Source organism: Synechococcus sp. CC9311, assembly GCF_000014585.1.
In the GTDB taxonomy this organism is placed as follows: Bacteria; Cyanobacteriota; Cyanobacteriia; order PCC-6307; family Cyanobiaceae; genus Synechococcus_C.
The window spans coordinates 1,301,310-1,316,953 of the sequence record NC_008319.1; the positions used below are offsets into that span (position 1 = coordinate 1,301,310).

A 15,644-nucleotide genomic window follows, 5' to 3' on the forward strand; every position below is an offset into this window, starting at 1 on the left:
GCCGATGGCCGCTTCCATTCAGATGAACGAGGTTCAAGGTCTTCGCTGGCCAACCTTGCTCCGCCTAAGTCTTTTCCAGGCTTGTCTTGGAATCCTCGCGGTGCTTTTCACTGGGACCTTTAATCGGATTCTGATTACAGAACTCGCCTTTCCTGCGTTGCTGGCCGGTGGTGGTTTGGGATTTGAGCAACTTGTTTCACCGGCACGGGTGTTGTTTGGCCATCTCAGTGACTCCCATCCCTTAATGGGCAAATATCGGACGCCCTATGTTCTGCTCGGAACAAGTGCCATCTGTCTATTGGCGATTTTAAGTGTTCCCGTTAGTTTTAAAGTAAAGGAAGCCCTAGACAGCGGTTCGCCAATGATCGCTGCTGCTGGAATTGCTGCATTTTGTGGGTTATTTGCACTCTACGGATTGGGGACTTCGTTAGCAAGCACCTCCTATTTAGCCCTCGTCATTGATCGCACAACAGAAGAACAAAGGCCACGATGCATCGGTGTGATTTGGGCGATGCTCACCATAGGAATCATCGTTGGAGCGATTGCCATAAGTCTTGCTGTCAGCTCCATCGACGGCATTTCCGATCCCGTGATTCTTCAGAGCTGGCTGCAGAAGTTCATGATTTCGATTACCTCGATCGTGATGGTGTTGACCATTATTTCGACCTGGGGGGTGGAAAAGCCAACAGCATCTGGAACGGTACGACCAATCCAGGATTTGATCACACTTCAAGATGCGTGGGGCGTAGTCACATCAAGCCGCCAAATTGTGATCTTTTTTGGATTTTTAGTCTTATTTACTCTCGGATTATTTTTACAGGATCCAATTCTGGAAAGTTTTGGTGCTGAGGTCTTTGGGATGCCTGTGTCTAAAACCACTTTGCTCAATGCTTGGTGGGGATCAGGAACACTGGTGGGTTTGCTTCTAGCGGGCTGGTTCATCACACCACAACTTGGAAAGTTGGCAACTGCCCGTTTGGGTTGCTTGATGGTGATGGGTTCTCTGTTCCTATTGGTAATCAGTGGTTGGCAGCAAGCATCAGGACTTCTCCCCGTCGTCATGGTGTTGTTTGGCTTAGCGGCAGGCGTAGGCACCAACAGCGCACTGACCTTGATGCTTGATCTCACACTGCCAGCGATGGCAGGAACTTTTGTAGGAATTTGGGGATTAGCGCAAGCTCTCTCACGAGGTATGGGCAAGGTCGTGGGTGGTGGGCTGCTTGATCTGGGTCGTCAGCTACTCCCAAACGCTGGTCCTATGGCTGGTTACGGCTTGGTTTTTTCGATCGAAATTCTTGTTATGGCAGGCGCTTTGATTGTTCTTAATCAGCTCAGCGTCGGTCAATTCAGAGAAACCACAACGCAACGACTTGAGACTGTGATGATGGCCGAAATCGACGGTTGAATCAAGCGGCAGGTTTACGGGTATAGCGGGTTAGAGATAAAAGAGCTTTTGTACGTAACCGTTGAGTTTGAGCAGCAAAGACGTACCGAATCACTTTTCCAGGACAAAGAGCGAGCCCCCGCACTTCATCGCCATGCACCTCTGCCGTGAGGATCTTGGTTTTTGGGCCCATTCGAGATGTCAACGGACCTGAGACCTCAGTTCTGAGGGAATCGACAGATCGGAGCATGGCTCGCAAGCAACACTTACCTGATCTCTAGCCAGAGTGGCTAACTTAAACAAGCTTTACTGTTGAACCCCTAGTGGGCCGTCTTGTCATTACGCACAGCACCTACGTAAAAGGGCTGATCCCCTGGCTCAAGGTTTTGGCGAATGACCCACAGATCCAGACCATCACTCCAGGAGTGATTGCAAGGGTCAAGGGACGTTGCCCAGACTTGACGCTGAGGCCATCGGTCCCAATCCGAGGTGGGTTCAAGTTGATGGCACGCCGTGGCAGGAGTGCACAGGAGGTTTTTGTTATCACATCTTTAGAAAAATCAGACTTAATGGAACGATTGGCCAGCTCCAAATCTTCAATTTTATAAACGCTAAAAGCAATAACACTTCGATATGAAACGCTAAACTTTGACAAGTGGAACATTAGTGCCTAGAAGCTACACTGCTATAATCAATAAAAATGAAACAACGGAAAGCAGGTCAAATTGTTTTAGCCATTGTCGCCCTCTTTACTCTTTTCGGGATTTCGAATAATGTTAGCATTCCCGCCAAAGATCGTGAAGACAGAAAAGAACATATTATAGCATTAGTAATGATTGGAGGAGTCGCAACTGCGGCATTGGTAAAATCAATGATAGAAGATAAATAGACATTTTCGCCAAAATAGATATTTCAACTTCTTTGCGCTCTAGGCTTTTATGGCACTTTTGTTATTGGGTTCGCCGGGTTTACTTTGCTACGCAGCACAGAGCTCTTTTAAGACGCAGTAGAGTCTTAAAATGAAAAAATTACGGCTGCCCTTAACTCTTCCTGTTTTGGTACTGATGATCTCCTGTTCTTCGGAGGATGAGGAACAGAGAATTAGGAGCACCTGTGCTCTTAGAAATGCCGGACAATTAACAGCTACGGAAGCAATAGAGAAGTTGGATAAACAAAATTTACCGGAACAAGGTTTTGAAATCGACGAGTTCTGCGAATCCTATATAAACTAAATAACGAAAAAGCCATTGCTGATAATCTCTTCAATATCGTTCCACTCACAATATTGTAATTGCAAAGATACTCATAACGTTCAGTTTGCTATGACCTCTATTTCACTCGCCCTATCCCGCTTTTCCGCTTTGTAGGTATAAACGTGGGTGGATTAGCTGATTTGGCGCCAGCTGAGCCCCGTTGAACCCATTGGGTTGAACCACCATGCCGTGCGCCAATCTGTGGTCGACCTGGAGTTACCAGAAGGGGCGAAAGATTTCGAGAGGATTCGTTTCCGGTTACGAGACCGGTTTACGGCACCAGCACGACAGTCACCCCATGTCGAAAGAGAGTCAGATCAGAGCACTAGAGAAAGGCTGTCACCAACACAGCAGTTCTCTACCAATTTAGGGGAAGAGGCCAGATTTCACGAATGCTTTGCAGCATTTGCTGTCCAATCTCGGCCCGTTCAGCAGCGCTATGGCCCTTGAGCAGGGTGGTGACATGCCCCAATTTGCGTCCCGGGATTTCATCTTTTCCGTACCAATGCAAATGCAACTCCTTCATCGAGCGGAGTTTGGCAAGACGTTCTTCAAGCGGTTCTGCATGGTCTTGACTTAGACCAAGCAGATTGACCATCAAGGAGCCATCTGCAATCAGATCTGGATTGGGTACATCCAGACCTGCCGCAATACAGAGTTGTTGATCAAATTGACTACTTGAACAAGCCTCAATTGAAAAATGCCCTGAATTATGTGTTCTAGGCGCTACTTCATTGACAAATAAACCTGACGATCCATAGAAAAACTCCAAAGTCATCACCCCCACATAACTAAGCTTTGTAAGAAGTGAAGCTGCAATGTTGTAAGCCGTTGCCTCGACGAGTTGACTCACTGCTGCCGGCGCAATCACCCAGTCACAAACTTGGTTTTTCTGATGCGTTTCAGCTAAGGGAAGGCTTCGGATTCGCCCTTTTGAATCTCGGCTGACAACGAGAGCAAGTTCCTGCTCGTAGGAAACCCAGGCTTCGATTAACCACTCATTGGCATCGACGTTGCGAAGCAACTGAGCCAAGCCGTTCAGATCTTTTACAACTCGTGTGCCTTTGCCGTCATAACCGCCATAGGCAGCCTTCGCCATGACAGGAAAAGTCCATCCGCTCGGTAAGGATGGCGATCCAGGATTGAGCTCAGCTAATGAAATCCATTCTGGACTTGGGATTAACAGATCGTCGAGAAGCCGTCGCTGGGACAACTTATTAACGAGAGGAACCAAGCTGGCTAGTGATGGAGTGAATTGCACTCCCTGTCGCTCAAGAGGCATCAATGCATCAACAGCAACCCATTCATTTTCGAAGGTAATGCCGGCGCAGTACGTTGAAAGCTCCCTCGTTGCACGGGCATCTGTGGATCCAGCGATCACTAGATCCTTCGCCAGGGAGGCAGCAGGGTCTTCAGCTTTTGACGCTTGAACCGCAAGCGTCAAACCTCGTGTTTGCGCTGCTTCACCGAGCATCAGGGCAAGTTGCCCGCCACCGATTACACCAATTGTGTTGTCAACGCTGGGCATCCGTTACAGATTGGTGTGAGGGAAGCTTGCCATTCTCTCCTAGTAGCAATGCTGGCAGACCTAAATCAGGCTTCGTTCTCCTCCGAACGCAAGTCGAATGGCTGTCAGCAACAAAACCAGTAGGAATAACGCGAGGCCAACCGTGCAGGCATAACTGATCTCTAGTTCTGCAAACGCCTGGTCATAGACGTAATAAACGAGGGTGCGTGTGGAGTCTGCAGGACCTCCCTGTGTCATCAGAAAGACCTCCTCAAACACCTTGGTTGCAGCAATCGCCGAGATCACTGCCACAAGGGTCACGTACGGACGGAGCAACGGCAACGTGATGTCGACATGCTTCCGCCAACCTTCACTTCCATCCAGCTCAGCGGCTTCATAAAGCTCTTTCGGGATTCCTTGCAGACCTCCCAGAAAGATCACCATGTAATACCCCAAACCTTTCCAAAGGGTGACGAGCATCACTGAGGGAAGTGCCAAAAATGGATTGGTTAAAAAATCAATGGGGATAAACCCCTGACCAAACAAAGCACCAAGCCAACCGTTAATTAATCCGTTTTCGGCATAGAGCCATCGAAAGGCGATGGCAGCAACAACAATCGATACCAACACTGGCGTGTAGAAAGCAGCGCGCAGGAAATGCACTCCTGGAAGGATTCGATTGACAAGAACCGCCAGGGTTAGGGCGCCGATCACAATGGGTGGAACAACGCCGAATAAGTAAATCAGAGTGGTACCAAGCACCTGATAAAACATTGGATCACCGAGTAGTCGCTGAAAATTGGCGAAGCCGATGAATTTAAGGGGTTCGGTAACGTCTAGGCCTGTTTGCGTGAAACTAATCACCAGAGCCATGAATGCCGGAACTAAAACGGAAAGGCTCAGAAGAATCAGAGCAGGAGCTAAAAATCCCCAAGCAATGAGCGTGGACCGCTGTTTGGACATCGAAGGCAGAGCCATCACCAGCGCCAGATGGTTTGAAGGAGAATAGATCCGTCACAGCGGGCGGCATGATCCAATCCCAACCGAGTACAACAGCATCGGCAGAGTTAAGACGTCTCAGCGTTGCACTCGAACGCAATCCCTATGACGTTGTGATCACAGCGGGCGGGATCGACCATCTCGGCACTGAATTGCTTCGACTCGGGATTCGCGAACACACAAAAATTCTGGTGGTTAGCAATGCAGATGTTGCTACGCACTACGGAAGCCGTTGTCTTAACAGCCTCGAACAGGCGGGATTTCAATCCACTTTGCTCACGATCCCCGCGGGTGAAGAGCAGAAAACATTGAACACCTTCAGCACGATCCTTGATGCAGCAAAAGAGAAAGGGTTAGAGCGCCAGTCACTCATGCTCGCTTTAGGTGGTGGGATTGTGGGTGACATGACGGGTTTTGCCGCGGCTTGCTGGTTGCGTGGAATCGGCGTCGTTCAGGTCCCTACAACGTTGTTGGCCATGGTGGATGCCGCGATTGGCGGAAAAACTGGTGTCAACCATCCAAGCGGTAAAAATCTGATCGGCGCCTTCCACCAGCCCCGGCTGGTCATGATTGATCCAGATACACTTCAAACCCTTCCCGCGCGGGAATTTAGGGCTGGTCTTGCTGAGGTCATCAAATACGGCGTCATCGGAGATTCAGATCTGTTCGAATTGCTCGAACGATCCGTCAGCTTTGACAGCCCTCTTTCGATTTCAAAAGAGTTGCTGGCAACGATGCTCGAACGTTCTGCCCAAGCCAAGGCAGATGTTGTAGCTGCTGATGAAAAAGAAGGTGGTCAAAGGGCCATCCTCAATTACGGCCATACGTTTGGTCATGTGGTCGAAACACTGACCGGATACGGCACCTGGCTCCATGGTGAAGCTGTGGCAATTGGGATGGTGGCAGTGGCTGCACTTGCCGTGCAGCGCGGTGTGATGGCCCAATCCGATGCGGAACGACAAACACGTTTGATCAAAAGCGCTGGATTGCCTAGCCAATGGCCTGATCTCAATCCAGATTTGGTCTTAAAGACACTTCAGGGCGACAAAAAAGTCCGTAATGGTCGTCTTCGCTTTGTGTTGCCGTCAAGCATCGGTGTTGTGTCGATCGTGGACGACGTAACCCATGAGGAAATCAGAGCATGCTTGGCGTCAATGCGTTGATGCCAGTCGGTTCTTGAAGGAATTGACTCCGTTCCCCGGTTCCGTTTCTGGGTACCAAAGGGTTGAATCGGAGGAACGACAGCCATCGGAACTCACCAAGGCAGGCAGGATCCACGAGACGTAGGAGTGCTTCACGACGTTGCAACACCTCAGCGAGTTGGCTGCCAGGAAGCTGTTGAAGACTGCTGAAGCGTTCAGCAAGGCCTAAGGCGAGTAGAGCCTCACCCTGGCGACACTGCCCTTCCAGGGACCAACCATTGGTTGTGGCTTGATGGACCATGGTCTCAAGACACAGATGGGCCGTGAGGTCTTGCTGTCCTGCATCCACCAAGACACTGCTACTGGCCCGTTGGTTTCGATAGGCCATGAGCGTCCCCTCTCTGCGTCGAGCGGAGTAATAGCGATGAGCCTCAAGGACGTAGTCGACAACAAGAAGATGACCGGCGATTAAAGCCTCAGACGCTTCAGCGAACCAACTGGCGCATGCGTCATGCCATTCCGTTGTCCAACCATCCTCCGCATCCGGTGGAGGCAAGGCAATCTGCGTTGCTGAGAGCGTTGCATTCATCCGCTCTTGAAGCGATTGCGGGATGGGTTCCGTTCCCCAGTGCAGATCTCCACCACCAACATGTTCTTGCTGGAATTGAACGGTCTGACGACGAAGTTGTCCATCGATCAATTCAAGGCGTTCCACCGGAAAGGCATCGAGGAGCTCATGAGCAATCAAGACACCAATCACCGGTTTTGCCTTGAGATCTGACAAGGAAGTCCAGCGTTGCGGAAAGAGTGGTTGAGCCTGTTGAGAAACCTGGTGCTGCTTCAGACGATTGCGTTGACGCTGTTCCATCCCAGGATTCGTTTCAACCAAAACCAGCTCAAGGCGATGCATCAGGTCAGGAAGATGCTCGGCCAAATGATCGATGAGATCACAACTCAACTCCCCTTCTCCAGGACCAACTTCAACGATGGAGAGGGTTTCTGTTGGGTAGTTCAGAGCGAGAGTTCGCACCCACTGGACCAGTTGACAACCCAACAAGGCTGAAAAATCAGGTCCGAGAGTTGCAGACGTCACAAAATCACCACCCTTACCAATCTTCAGCTGGCCACTGCCATAGGCCCCGTGCTCGGGGTCATGTAGGGCCCAGGCCATGAACTGGGAGAAGGGAACGGAACCTCCTGATTGATCAAAACGCTGTTGAAGCCATAAAGGGCAGGGCGCAGCAGGGCCTGTCATTGAGGAGAATGCCTGTAATGCAACAGAGCTATGGGAACACAACCGCGCTTCACACGATTCTTGTTCCCGCTGTTCAGCTTATTTCTGTTGCTCCTAGTCGCAAGTCCTGTGCAGGCGATCGACAACCCAGAGCTGCTACCAGACCATCCAACGCCAGTGATCGATCTGGCTCGAGCCTTCAGTGACAATCAACTCAAGGAGCTGGAAACATCGCTGGATGCTTTTGAAGAACGCAGCGGATGGAAACTGAGAGTTCTCACCCAATATGAAAAGACTCCTGGACTCGCCATCAAAGAGTTTTGGGGTCTCGATGAACGAAGTTTGTTAATTGTCGGAGATCCTCGCGGCGGCAACCTGCTCAATTTCAACGTGGGGGATGCCTTTTTTGCCTTAATGCCACGCACCTGGTGGGTGGAGCTCCAAACCCGTTATGGGAATCAGTATTACGTCCGCGACAATGGCGAGGACGGTTCAATCCTGGCAACGGTTGGGGCAGTAGAGCTCTGTCTTGACCGGGGAGGTTGTCAATTCGTTCCGGGTTTACCACAGGAGCAATGGCTTTTAACTTTGGCTACATCTGTGCTGGGTGGATTAATCGCGGGATTTGCCGCCTATCCACGTAAACAAGGTGAACGCATCGCCTGGGCTTGGGTTCTTTTGCTGTCTCCCCTATGGGTGATGTTGTTTGGAGTGTTTGGGATCGCACCTGTGGTCACCCGTACCAGCGATCTTTTGCCGCTGATTCGGAACGGCATGGGATTCATTGGAGGAATGGTGGGCGCTTATCTGATCGCACAAGCAACAGTGGGAAGAAATTTGGCAGAAGAGTCAGAGAACTAATTCGGATCCTTTCGGCCAGGTTTCTGCTCAGGGCATCCCACAAAGAATCTTTGGACCGGTGCAAACGGGTGCCTTAATTCCTTGGCTACCCGACTCTTCACTGAGTGCTTCCTGACGTTGATCTCTGATCTGACGTAGCTGGCTCAAATTGACCTTGTAAAACGACTGAAGATTGGCAAAACGTTTAACTGGTTGGCCGTAGTAGCTCCGGCCTCGAAGGGTGGGGAATGAAGCCCACTCTGGTGCAAGCTTCGCCGCAAGCTGAGGTGTCATGACACCCACGTCGGTGAGCCTCAAGGCTTTACGCCTTTGGACTAAAAACAGGGCGCCTTGATCTTGAACTTCTGGCCCAAAACCCCTAACCCCCAAACTGCGCTTGACCAGATCCCATGTGAAAGGCATGAACTGATAAGCACCAGCAGCAGCACTCGCATAACGAGAGGAATAAATCACGCGATCGGGGTGACGATCCATCGAGCGCATCAAACTTCCGCCAAACATCACGCGGTAGCCCACATCGTGACCGTTTTTCCAAGTTCCCTCGGCGAAGCGAATCGTATTCAGAAGCGCACGACGTTCAGGAGTGATGATGTAAGGGAGAGCACTCGTTTGAGACTGTTCTGGAGATGTGATCAGACCAGAGCGGGAAACTTGAAGCGTTGGAAGCGCAGCAACGGAGGCTTGAACTGCCTCAAACGAAATAAAAACAGGAGCACAACTTGCGAGAGCCGCTGGAAGGAAACGACAGACAGTTTTCGCAAGAAAAGACATACGTGAAAGAGAGAAAAAATTGACCGGAGGAGGTGATCAACAAGCCGCTCAGTAGACGGCGATCGAAATATCAGACAAGAACGAAATTGAACGTATCGAGCTCAATGGGTGGAACTTTAACGAACAGGCTCACGAAGCCCAAGAGCTGATGTGCCAGATGAGTAATTGTCTCTAAAGCCTGATAAGACTCAGGTGGGACGCAAAGTGCGTCAAAGCCAGAGCAGGGGTGGCGTCTCGGCTGAGATTAAAAAAATTAATTGAAGCAATCAGCCCTACTGAACAGTGCTCGATGCAACCAAGGCCAAAGCCTTTGCAGCCTCTTCAGCGCCATGCTTTGACGTCATTGGATGGATGGCTTTGACCAGTTGCTTGTCCAATCCCCATTGACCTTGAGCGAAAGCCTCGCGGCTCAGGATCCTGTGATTTCCATAACGACGGAGACCATCCATGAGTACGGGAGCTTCGGCGAAGCCATCACGCTCCACGACATGCATACCCAGTTCTTGGCTTAATGCCTCGCAGAAGGTGCTGTAACCAGGCTTGCCTAAGTGCCGGTCGCAATAGGGCATGACATCAAAAGGGCGAACACTTTCAGGCAAAAGAGTGACATTGATTTCAGATTGAAAGCGGACGCGAAGATGGGGCGCCACCGGAGCTGGCATCAGAAAATGATGATTGGGCCAGAGACGAAACAAGGCAGGATCGATGGCAACACCTAGGCCCCCAAACCCAACAAGCACAAGCGGATGATGAATCTGTTCCAAGTGATGAAGCAATTGGCTTGGAAGCTCTCGCAAAGCAGAAACCGTGACACCCAACTCTTGCTCTTTTAAACCCCACTCCATCGCGAGTGAGAAAGGACAGCGCAAGAGCAGATCACCCGTTTGATAGTGAGCTCTTGCAGCAAGTGCAAACTCGGAGAAGAGCGCACCAAGAGGCTCATAAATGTCATCCCAACCGAAGTTACCCATCCATACCAATGGAGCTCCAAGCCGTTCAGCAAGAACTGCTGCGGACGGTGGAATGTCACCGACAACCAGAACAGGTGTTTTTTGCTTGGCAATCCAGGCAGCCTCTTTGTCAACACGTTGTGGAAGAGAGCTGTCGAGAGCCTTCAAGCAGCTCAACGTTTTCTCGTGATCAACGCCCAGTGCATCGGCTTGGATCATTCCCACATCCCAACCGACTGAACGATGTTCTACGGGTACATCTCCAAAAACCAGCTTGAGGAAATCGGCAGAGACAAGGGAGCTGACGACAAGCCTCCAGGTTGGCTGAAGCCGATGCAACGCACTTAAAACAGTTGCTTGCCGCGCAGCATGACCAAAACCATGAGTGCTTAGACACACATAAATCAGCATGGCGTCAAGCTTTGAGTCGGCTGTCGCAACAATGTTTGTTCATAGGCGAGCGTTCCATTCAGATGAAACCAGCGATGGCTGACAAGGCTGAGATGACGCCCCTCAAATTCAACCCAGGTGAAGTGAATCAAGGTCTGTCCAGACTCATCAGATCCAGAGCGGGGAACGCAAGCCGCATTGACATAGGCGGTGCCGTAGCGATCGCGATGGAAGGTCAGGCGTTCTCCTTTTCCACCTCTGAGGCTGTGATGCATATGACCGAAGACCACGAGATCAGCAGCTCGCCGGGGGCGCAAGGTCTCTACAGCGATTGCAAGGTCTCGATCCCCCCAGTCGATGTGGGGATGCTTCCAATCGCGACCACAGATGCTCGAGGCGTCGGATCCGAGACCAGTGGGACCACTGTGGGCTAGAAGAACAAGTGGCCAAGATTCGGGAGCGCCAGACGCGGCTTGAACGATCCGGTTTACCGACTCCTCTTCGGTGACTGGTCCGAACACACTTTGAACAGCTTCAGATAGGTGGAAACCGCCTCCTGAACTGCAGGGACGGGCACCAACAATCGCAACGGCCGGAGAGGACCAGTTACGCATCCTCCATGAACAGTCAAGATCGCCCAACATGGAAAGCTGCTGTCTCAGCCTCTCACCACTGCGATCTCTGCCTCGATCGTGGTTGCCCAGAATCACAGCACAGGGAAGTTTCAGGCGGGTGATTGCTTTGACTAAGCGAAGATCACCGTCACTTAGGTCCCCAACAAACAACAAGGCATCAGGCTTCAGTTGATCGAGCAGTTGCTCGTCGTTCGAGGTCCAATCACCGTGAAGGTCTCCGGCAATGGCGAGGCGCAATCGGGTCAGGAGTGGTGCCTAGGCTTTGGACATCCTGCCCGATGTGGCCAGAATGTCCGCAATCAACACCGAGACAGGTCTAGAGATCAGGATCATGAAAGAAACTCCCGATGATCTCGTCAGGGCAATCAACCAGCTTCGAAGCGAACGCAACGCAGTTGTTTTGGCGCACTATTACCAGGAGCCTGAAATACAAGACATCGCTGATTTCATTGGTGATTCGTTAGAGCTTTCACGTAAAGCCGCAAGCACAGATGCGGATGTCATCGTGTTTTGCGGAGTACATTTCATGGCAGAAACGGCAAAAATATTAAGTCCGGAGAAAATTGTTCTGCTACCTGATACCGAAGCAGGCTGTTCACTCGCAGATGATTGTCCAGCCGATCAATTCAAAGCCTTCAGGGCCAATCATCCTGAACATTTTGTTGTAAGTTATATCAACTGCACTGCAGCAGTAAAAGCCCAAAGTGACTTGATCTGCACGAGTAGCAACGCGGTAGATTTGGTTAACCAACTTCCATCTAATCAACCAATCCTATTTGCCCCGGATCAAAACCTGGGGCGATGGGTACAACAACAAAGTGGTCGCGAACTTACTTTATGGCCGGGACGATGCATTGTTCATGAAACTTTTAGCGAAGAAGCATTGTTAAAGCTTAAGCTCAAGCATCCAGATGCTGAAGTAATTGCTCACCCTGAGTGCATGGAAAACCTTCTTGATCTGGCTGATTTCATCGGTTCAACAAGCAAATTATTATTGCACGCACAGACGAGCGCTGCATCAACATATATCGTACTCACTGAGCCGGGTATATTGCATCAAATGCAAAAAATGGTTCCGAGTAAAACTTTTATTGATGTGCCAGGACTTGACGGATGTAGCTGTAATACATGCCCATACATGCGAATGAATACTCTTGAAAAACTTTGGCAGTGTCTCGAAACACTAGAGCCAAGAATCGAGATGGACGAAGAAATTAGAGTGAAAGCATTGGAGCCAATTCAACGAATGCTTCAAATGAGCAAATAGCTTATTGTTAAAATGCAAACAAAGCGTCAAAACCCGGAGAATTAAAAAAATTGCAAGAAACTATTGAGAATTACCCCAAGCCAATACCTTGCCAACCCAAGCTTTAACCCAGAATCGGGATTAAATTGTTGTACAATATACTCAAAAACAAGATACAAAATAAAAAACTATTCACTGTAAGTATGTTGCTGCTCAAATCTCAAAGCATTGTACATGAACAAATGAGCAACACAGAAAAAAGAACAATCTAAACTACATCCACAGGAAAAAGATAAAGCTGAAAATGAGAATGTAAAATTGAAACGCGAAACACTTAATGCAAAGCCAATTGTAAATAGGGCCACGTTCAGAAGAAAGTTACGACAAAATGAGCTGATGTCGGTTTTGCAACGCCACAACCAAGGTTTGTATTGCCCAGCAGCAGATGCATGGATTGATCCAAATCGCCCCGTAAAACGGGCAATAATCACTCATGCTCATGCTGATCACGCCAAACCAGGATGTGGTGAATATTGGGCCAATAATCAGTCTGAAGGCGTACTTCGACAACGACTTGGAAGAGACATCGAGCTCAACTCGATGGCCTATAGAGAAGAATTCGCACTGGGGAAAGCAAAATTGTCGTTACATAGCGCAGGACATGTCTTAGGAAGTGCACAAATTCGTATCGAAGTAGAAGATGAGGTATGGCTCGTCACTGGTGATTACAAACGCTGCGAAGACCCAAGCTGTGAACCGTTCGAATCCGTTAAATGTGATGTACTGATCACAGAATCAACATTTGGCCTACCGATCTATCATTGGCAGTCAGGCAAGGAAGTTGCGAGAGATATCTATGAATGGTGGAGTACAGCGAAGGAACAACCATCATTACTCTTCTGTTACGCATTTGGTAAAGCGCAGCGGGTACTCGCTGAACTGAAATCACTGGGCGTTATGGATGAAGTTCTCCTACATGGAGCAGTTGAGACCATTACGAAGCATTACCGAGAGGCTGGAGTTGACATGTGTCCTACAAAACCTGTGAGCGAATTTTCTCGTAAAGATCCAATGAAGGGACGCTTAATCATCGCGCCACCATCTGCATATCGAACGGTATGGATGAAACGATTTAAAGAACCACAAACAGCCTTTGCATCAGGATGGATGGCAGTCAGAGGTGCGAGAAGAAGGAGAGGATATGAGCGTGGTTTTGTACTAAGTGATCATGCAGATTGGCAAGGTTTGATAAGAACAATAAAAGAGAGCAAAGCAAAAAAGGTCTATGTCACCCACGGACAAGATGATGTATTAGCTAGATATTTAAGTGAGTTGGAAGGATTAGAAGCCTATCCACTAGAAAAGTTAGGGTAAGATATAAGAAATGAATCAAGTAAACTTAAAACAATTTGGTGAACTGATCACGGCAATTGATCAGAGCAGTGGAAGCAATAAAAAGATCGATCTAATTTCAGAATTTATTCGCAACATTGATCCATGTGATGGATGTTGGACCCTTAGCCTTCTGATGAATCAAGGACAGAAAAGACTAATAACAGGGAAAAAGCTTAGAGAAATACTTCAGGCTAGTACAAGTATGCCCTCATGGTTATTCGATGATTGCTTTGCTCAGGTAGGAGATTCCGCTGAAACAATAAGTTTATTATGGCCACAAATAAAAGAAGAAAATACGAACAAAACACCTAAAAAATCAGAAAACGATGAACTACTGTATACAATGACAAAAACAGCAAAACCACTTCACTGGTGGATGGAAACATTACTTCCTTCATTAAAAAACAAAACTGAGACTGAACAAAGGAATGCTGTGATTGAGTTATGGATGAAAATTCCAGATGATAACCATTATCTTCTCAACAAGCTTATAACTGGAGGATTTCGTATAGGGGTGTCAAAGGGGCTTGTGGTCAAGAGTATTGCAAGAGCCTACGAACTTAATGAAAGCACAATACTGGAGCGACTTATGAAGTCAGAAAATATAACAAAAAAGTGGTTTCAGGACCTTGTCAAACCACCTATGCAGAATCAATCTGATCGTGGAGCAATTCCCTATCCATTTTATCTAGCAAGTCCTGTAAACCTTATAAAGTTGAAAGAGACACCTATAAATGACTGGAGACTAGAATGCAAGTGGGATGGCATAAGAGGACAATTAATACGAAGAGAAAATGGTATCTATCTATGGAGTAGAGGGGAAGAGCTGATCAATGAATCGTTTCCAGAAATCATAAATATGGCAGAAAACCTGCCAATTGGAACCGTACTTGACGGTGAATTACTTTGCTGGAGAGATGGATCAAAACAACCAATGACTTTCGCATCGTTACAGCGAAGAATTGGGCGAAAAAGAGTTACCAAGACAATGTTAAGAGAATATCCTGTAAAATTTATTGCCTACGATTTGATAGAGAACGAGAGTAAAGATCAAAGAAACATAGAACTGAGGCAAAGGATAAACTTATTAGAAGTGATTCATAAGAATCACAATCATAATGACCTAATCATAAGTGAAGGAAAGAAGATTACTAATTGGGATCAGTTAAGTAAAACAAGAGATGAGACAATTAAAGAGGGTGCTGAGGGTTTAATGATTAAGAAAATAGATTCGATCTATCTATCGGGAAGAAAAAGAGGTAATTGGTGGAAATACAAACATGATCCAATGACATTAGATGTTGTATTAATCTATGCTCAAGCAGGGACGGGAAAAAGAGCAAATCTATTCACAGACTACACCTTTGCATTATGGGATACACCAAACACAGCTATAGGGCCTAGGAAACTCGTGACATTTGCAAAGGCATACTCAGGACTTGATAATAATGAAATTGAACATCTAGATCGATGGATCAGAAAAAATACAAAAGAACGATTTGGACCAACACGTATGGTGGAACAAAAGCAGGTCTTTGAAATTGCCTTTGAAGGTGTCATGGAATCGAAACGACACAAAAGCGGACTAGCAGTTCGATTCCCTAGAATTCGCCGATGGAGAGTCGATAAGATAGCTGAAGAGGCAGATTGCCTTGAACAGGCACAAGCTCTATGCAAGAGAGATTAAATGGCATCATCGTACAAAAGGCCATATTATTCTAATAAAACAAGCAATTCAGGCTCACTGGGCTTTAGCGATCTTTTTGTATTTGGAATAAGCAAACAAATCAGGCATGTACTCAATCTATTTAAGTATTTCTTGAAACCTAAAACATATCTGGTAAGGGTTTCAGGAAATAAAGCTCTCTGGAAGAATA

At 48.1% G+C, this 15,644-nt stretch carries 15 protein-coding genes and 1 other RNA gene; 8 read left to right on the forward strand and 8 right to left on the reverse strand.

Features of this window, described 5'->3' with window-relative positions; translation table 11 throughout:
• The first annotated feature begins 4 nt into the window (after positions 1–4).
• The gene (locus SYNC_RS06625) at positions 5–1,405 is read left to right on the forward strand and encodes a BCD family MFS transporter (protein WP_011619347.1); all 1,401 of its coding nucleotides are present in this window, start codon (positions 5–7) and stop codon (positions 1,403–1,405) included.
• Between the two features lies 1 nt (position 1,406).
• Here SYNC_RS06625 and SYNC_RS06630 read toward each other — a convergent pair whose 3' ends face one another.
• Positions 1,407–1,634, reverse strand: a complete 228-nt coding sequence (locus SYNC_RS06630) for a hypothetical protein (RefSeq protein ID WP_041426528.1) — start codon at positions 1,632–1,634, stop codon at positions 1,407–1,409.
• A 73-nt stretch (positions 1,635–1,707) separates the two neighbouring features.
• Here SYNC_RS06630 and SYNC_RS13800 point away from each other — a divergent pair, with 73 nt between their 5' ends.
• A complete protein-coding gene (locus SYNC_RS13800) occupies positions 1,708–1,992 on the forward strand; it encodes a DUF2103 domain-containing protein (RefSeq protein WP_011619349.1) in 285 nt (94 codons plus the stop codon).
• A gap of 92 nt (positions 1,993–2,084) precedes the next feature.
• Positions 2,085–2,273, forward strand: a complete 189-nt coding sequence (locus SYNC_RS06640) for a hypothetical protein (RefSeq protein ID WP_041426530.1) — start codon at positions 2,085–2,087, stop codon at positions 2,271–2,273.
• 536 nt (positions 2,274–2,809) lie between these two features.
• Here SYNC_RS06640 and ssrS read toward each other — a convergent pair.
• The 3 genes from ssrS to SYNC_RS06650 form a co-directional block, all read right to left on the reverse strand.
• Positions 2,810–2,997, reverse strand: a non-coding RNA gene (gene ssrS / locus SYNC_RS13620) — 6S RNA.
• Positions 2,996–4,165 (reverse strand): 5-(carboxyamino)imidazole ribonucleotide synthase, encoded by a 1,170-nt coding sequence (locus tag SYNC_RS06645; protein ID WP_011619350.1) that lies wholly within the window; start codon positions 4,163–4,165, stop codon positions 2,996–2,998. Before SYNC_RS06645 ends, ssrS begins: the two co-directional genes overlap by 2 nt.
• A 60-nt stretch (positions 4,166–4,225) precedes the next feature.
• Positions 4,226–5,122, reverse strand: a complete 897-nt coding sequence (locus SYNC_RS06650; protein WP_041426531.1) for a carbohydrate ABC transporter permease — start codon at positions 5,120–5,122, stop codon at positions 4,226–4,228.
• A 50-nt stretch (positions 5,123–5,172) separates the two neighbouring features.
• On the opposite strand from SYNC_RS06650, the gene aroB reads away from it, so the two are divergent.
• Complete coding sequence (gene aroB / locus SYNC_RS06655) at positions 5,173–6,306, forward strand: 3-dehydroquinate synthase (RefSeq protein WP_011619352.1); 1,134 nt, start codon at positions 5,173–5,175, stop codon at positions 6,304–6,306.
• On the opposite strand, the gene SYNC_RS06660 is transcribed toward aroB, so the two are convergent.
• Positions 6,278–7,540, reverse strand: coding sequence for a class I SAM-dependent methyltransferase (locus SYNC_RS06660; RefSeq protein WP_041426532.1), 1,263 nt, complete (start codon positions 7,538–7,540; stop codon positions 6,278–6,280). The two genes, aroB and SYNC_RS06660, sit on opposite strands and share 29 nt — an antisense overlap.
• 30 nt (positions 7,541–7,570) lie before the next feature.
• Between SYNC_RS06660 and SYNC_RS06665 the strand changes: the two genes are divergently transcribed.
• Positions 7,571–8,380, forward strand: a complete 810-nt coding sequence (locus SYNC_RS06665) for a TPM domain-containing protein (RefSeq protein WP_011619354.1) — start codon at positions 7,571–7,573, stop codon at positions 8,378–8,380.
• A gap of 27 nt (positions 8,381–8,407) precedes the next feature.
• On the opposite strand, the gene SYNC_RS06670 is transcribed toward SYNC_RS06665, so the two are convergent.
• From SYNC_RS06670 to SYNC_RS06680, 3 genes are all read right to left on the reverse strand, one after another.
• Positions 8,408–9,151 (reverse strand): glycoside hydrolase family 104 protein, encoded by a 744-nt coding sequence (locus SYNC_RS06670; protein WP_011619355.1) that lies wholly within the window; start codon positions 9,149–9,151, stop codon positions 8,408–8,410.
• Positions 9,152–9,423: 272 nt separating this feature from the next.
• Positions 9,424–10,512 (reverse strand): hypothetical protein, encoded by a 1,089-nt coding sequence (locus SYNC_RS06675; RefSeq protein WP_011619356.1) that lies wholly within the window; start codon positions 10,510–10,512, stop codon positions 9,424–9,426.
• Positions 10,506–11,363 (reverse strand): TIGR04168 family protein, encoded by an 858-nt coding sequence (locus tag SYNC_RS06680; protein WP_011619357.1) that lies wholly within the window; start codon positions 11,361–11,363, stop codon positions 10,506–10,508. Before SYNC_RS06680 ends, SYNC_RS06675 begins: the two co-directional genes overlap by 7 nt.
• A gap of 94 nt (positions 11,364–11,457) precedes the next feature.
• Here SYNC_RS06680 and nadA point away from each other — a divergent pair, with 94 nt between their 5' ends.
• The 3 genes from nadA to SYNC_RS06695 all read left to right on the forward strand — a co-directional run bounded on the left by nadA (position 11,458) and on the right by SYNC_RS06695 (position 15,454).
• Positions 11,458–12,393 (forward strand): quinolinate synthase NadA, encoded by a 936-nt coding sequence (gene nadA / locus SYNC_RS06685; protein ID WP_011619358.1) that lies wholly within the window; start codon positions 11,458–11,460, stop codon positions 12,391–12,393.
• 375 nt (positions 12,394–12,768) lie between these two features.
• On the forward strand, positions 12,769–13,746 hold the full coding sequence (locus SYNC_RS06690) for a ligase-associated DNA damage response exonuclease (RefSeq protein WP_041426988.1): 978 nt from the start codon (positions 12,769–12,771) through the stop codon (positions 13,744–13,746).
• Between the two features lie 10 nt (positions 13,747–13,756).
• A complete protein-coding gene (locus SYNC_RS06695) occupies positions 13,757–15,454 on the forward strand; it encodes an ATP-dependent DNA ligase (RefSeq protein WP_011619360.1) in 1,698 nt (565 codons plus the stop codon).
• Positions 15,455–15,644: the final 190 nt, after the last annotated feature.

Excerpts from the sequence above, each read along its gene's own strand:
- SYNC_RS06630 (WP_041426528.1), bottom strand. The coding sequence starts at position 1,634 with ATGCTCCGATCTGTCGATTCCCTCAGAACTGAGGTCTCAGGTCCGTTG.
- SYNC_RS06645 (WP_011619350.1), bottom strand. The coding sequence starts at position 4,165 with ATGCCCAGCGTTGACAACACAATTGGTGTAATCGGTGGCGGGCAACTT.
- SYNC_RS06625 (WP_011619347.1), top strand. The coding sequence starts at position 5 with ATGGCCGCTTCCATTCAGATGAACGAGGTTCAAGGTCTTCGCTGGCCA.
- nadA (WP_011619358.1), top strand. The coding sequence starts at position 11,458 with ATGAAAGAAACTCCCGATGATCTCGTCAGGGCAATCAACCAGCTTCGA.
- SYNC_RS06650 (WP_041426531.1), bottom strand. The coding sequence starts at position 5,122 with ATGGCTCTGCCTTCGATGTCCAAACAGCGGTCCACGCTCATTGCTTGG.
- SYNC_RS06665 (WP_011619354.1), top strand. The coding sequence starts at position 7,571 with ATGGGAACACAACCGCGCTTCACACGATTCTTGTTCCCGCTGTTCAGC.
- aroB (WP_011619352.1), top strand. The coding sequence starts at position 5,173 with ATGATCCAATCCCAACCGAGTACAACAGCATCGGCAGAGTTAAGACGT.
- SYNC_RS06670 (WP_011619355.1), bottom strand. The coding sequence starts at position 9,151 with ATGTCTTTTCTTGCGAAAACTGTCTGTCGTTTCCTTCCAGCGGCTCTC.
- SYNC_RS06640 (WP_041426530.1), top strand. The coding sequence starts at position 2,085 with ATGAAACAACGGAAAGCAGGTCAAATTGTTTTAGCCATTGTCGCCCTC.
- SYNC_RS06695 (WP_011619360.1), top strand. The coding sequence starts at position 13,757 with ATGAATCAAGTAAACTTAAAACAATTTGGTGAACTGATCACGGCAATT.
- SYNC_RS06690 (WP_041426988.1), top strand. The coding sequence starts at position 12,769 with ATGTCGGTTTTGCAACGCCACAACCAAGGTTTGTATTGCCCAGCAGCA.
- SYNC_RS06675 (WP_011619356.1), bottom strand. The coding sequence starts at position 10,512 with ATGCTGATTTATGTGTGTCTAAGCACTCATGGTTTTGGTCATGCTGCG.
- SYNC_RS06660 (WP_041426532.1), bottom strand. The coding sequence starts at position 7,540 with ATGACAGGCCCTGCTGCGCCCTGCCCTTTATGGCTTCAACAGCGTTTT.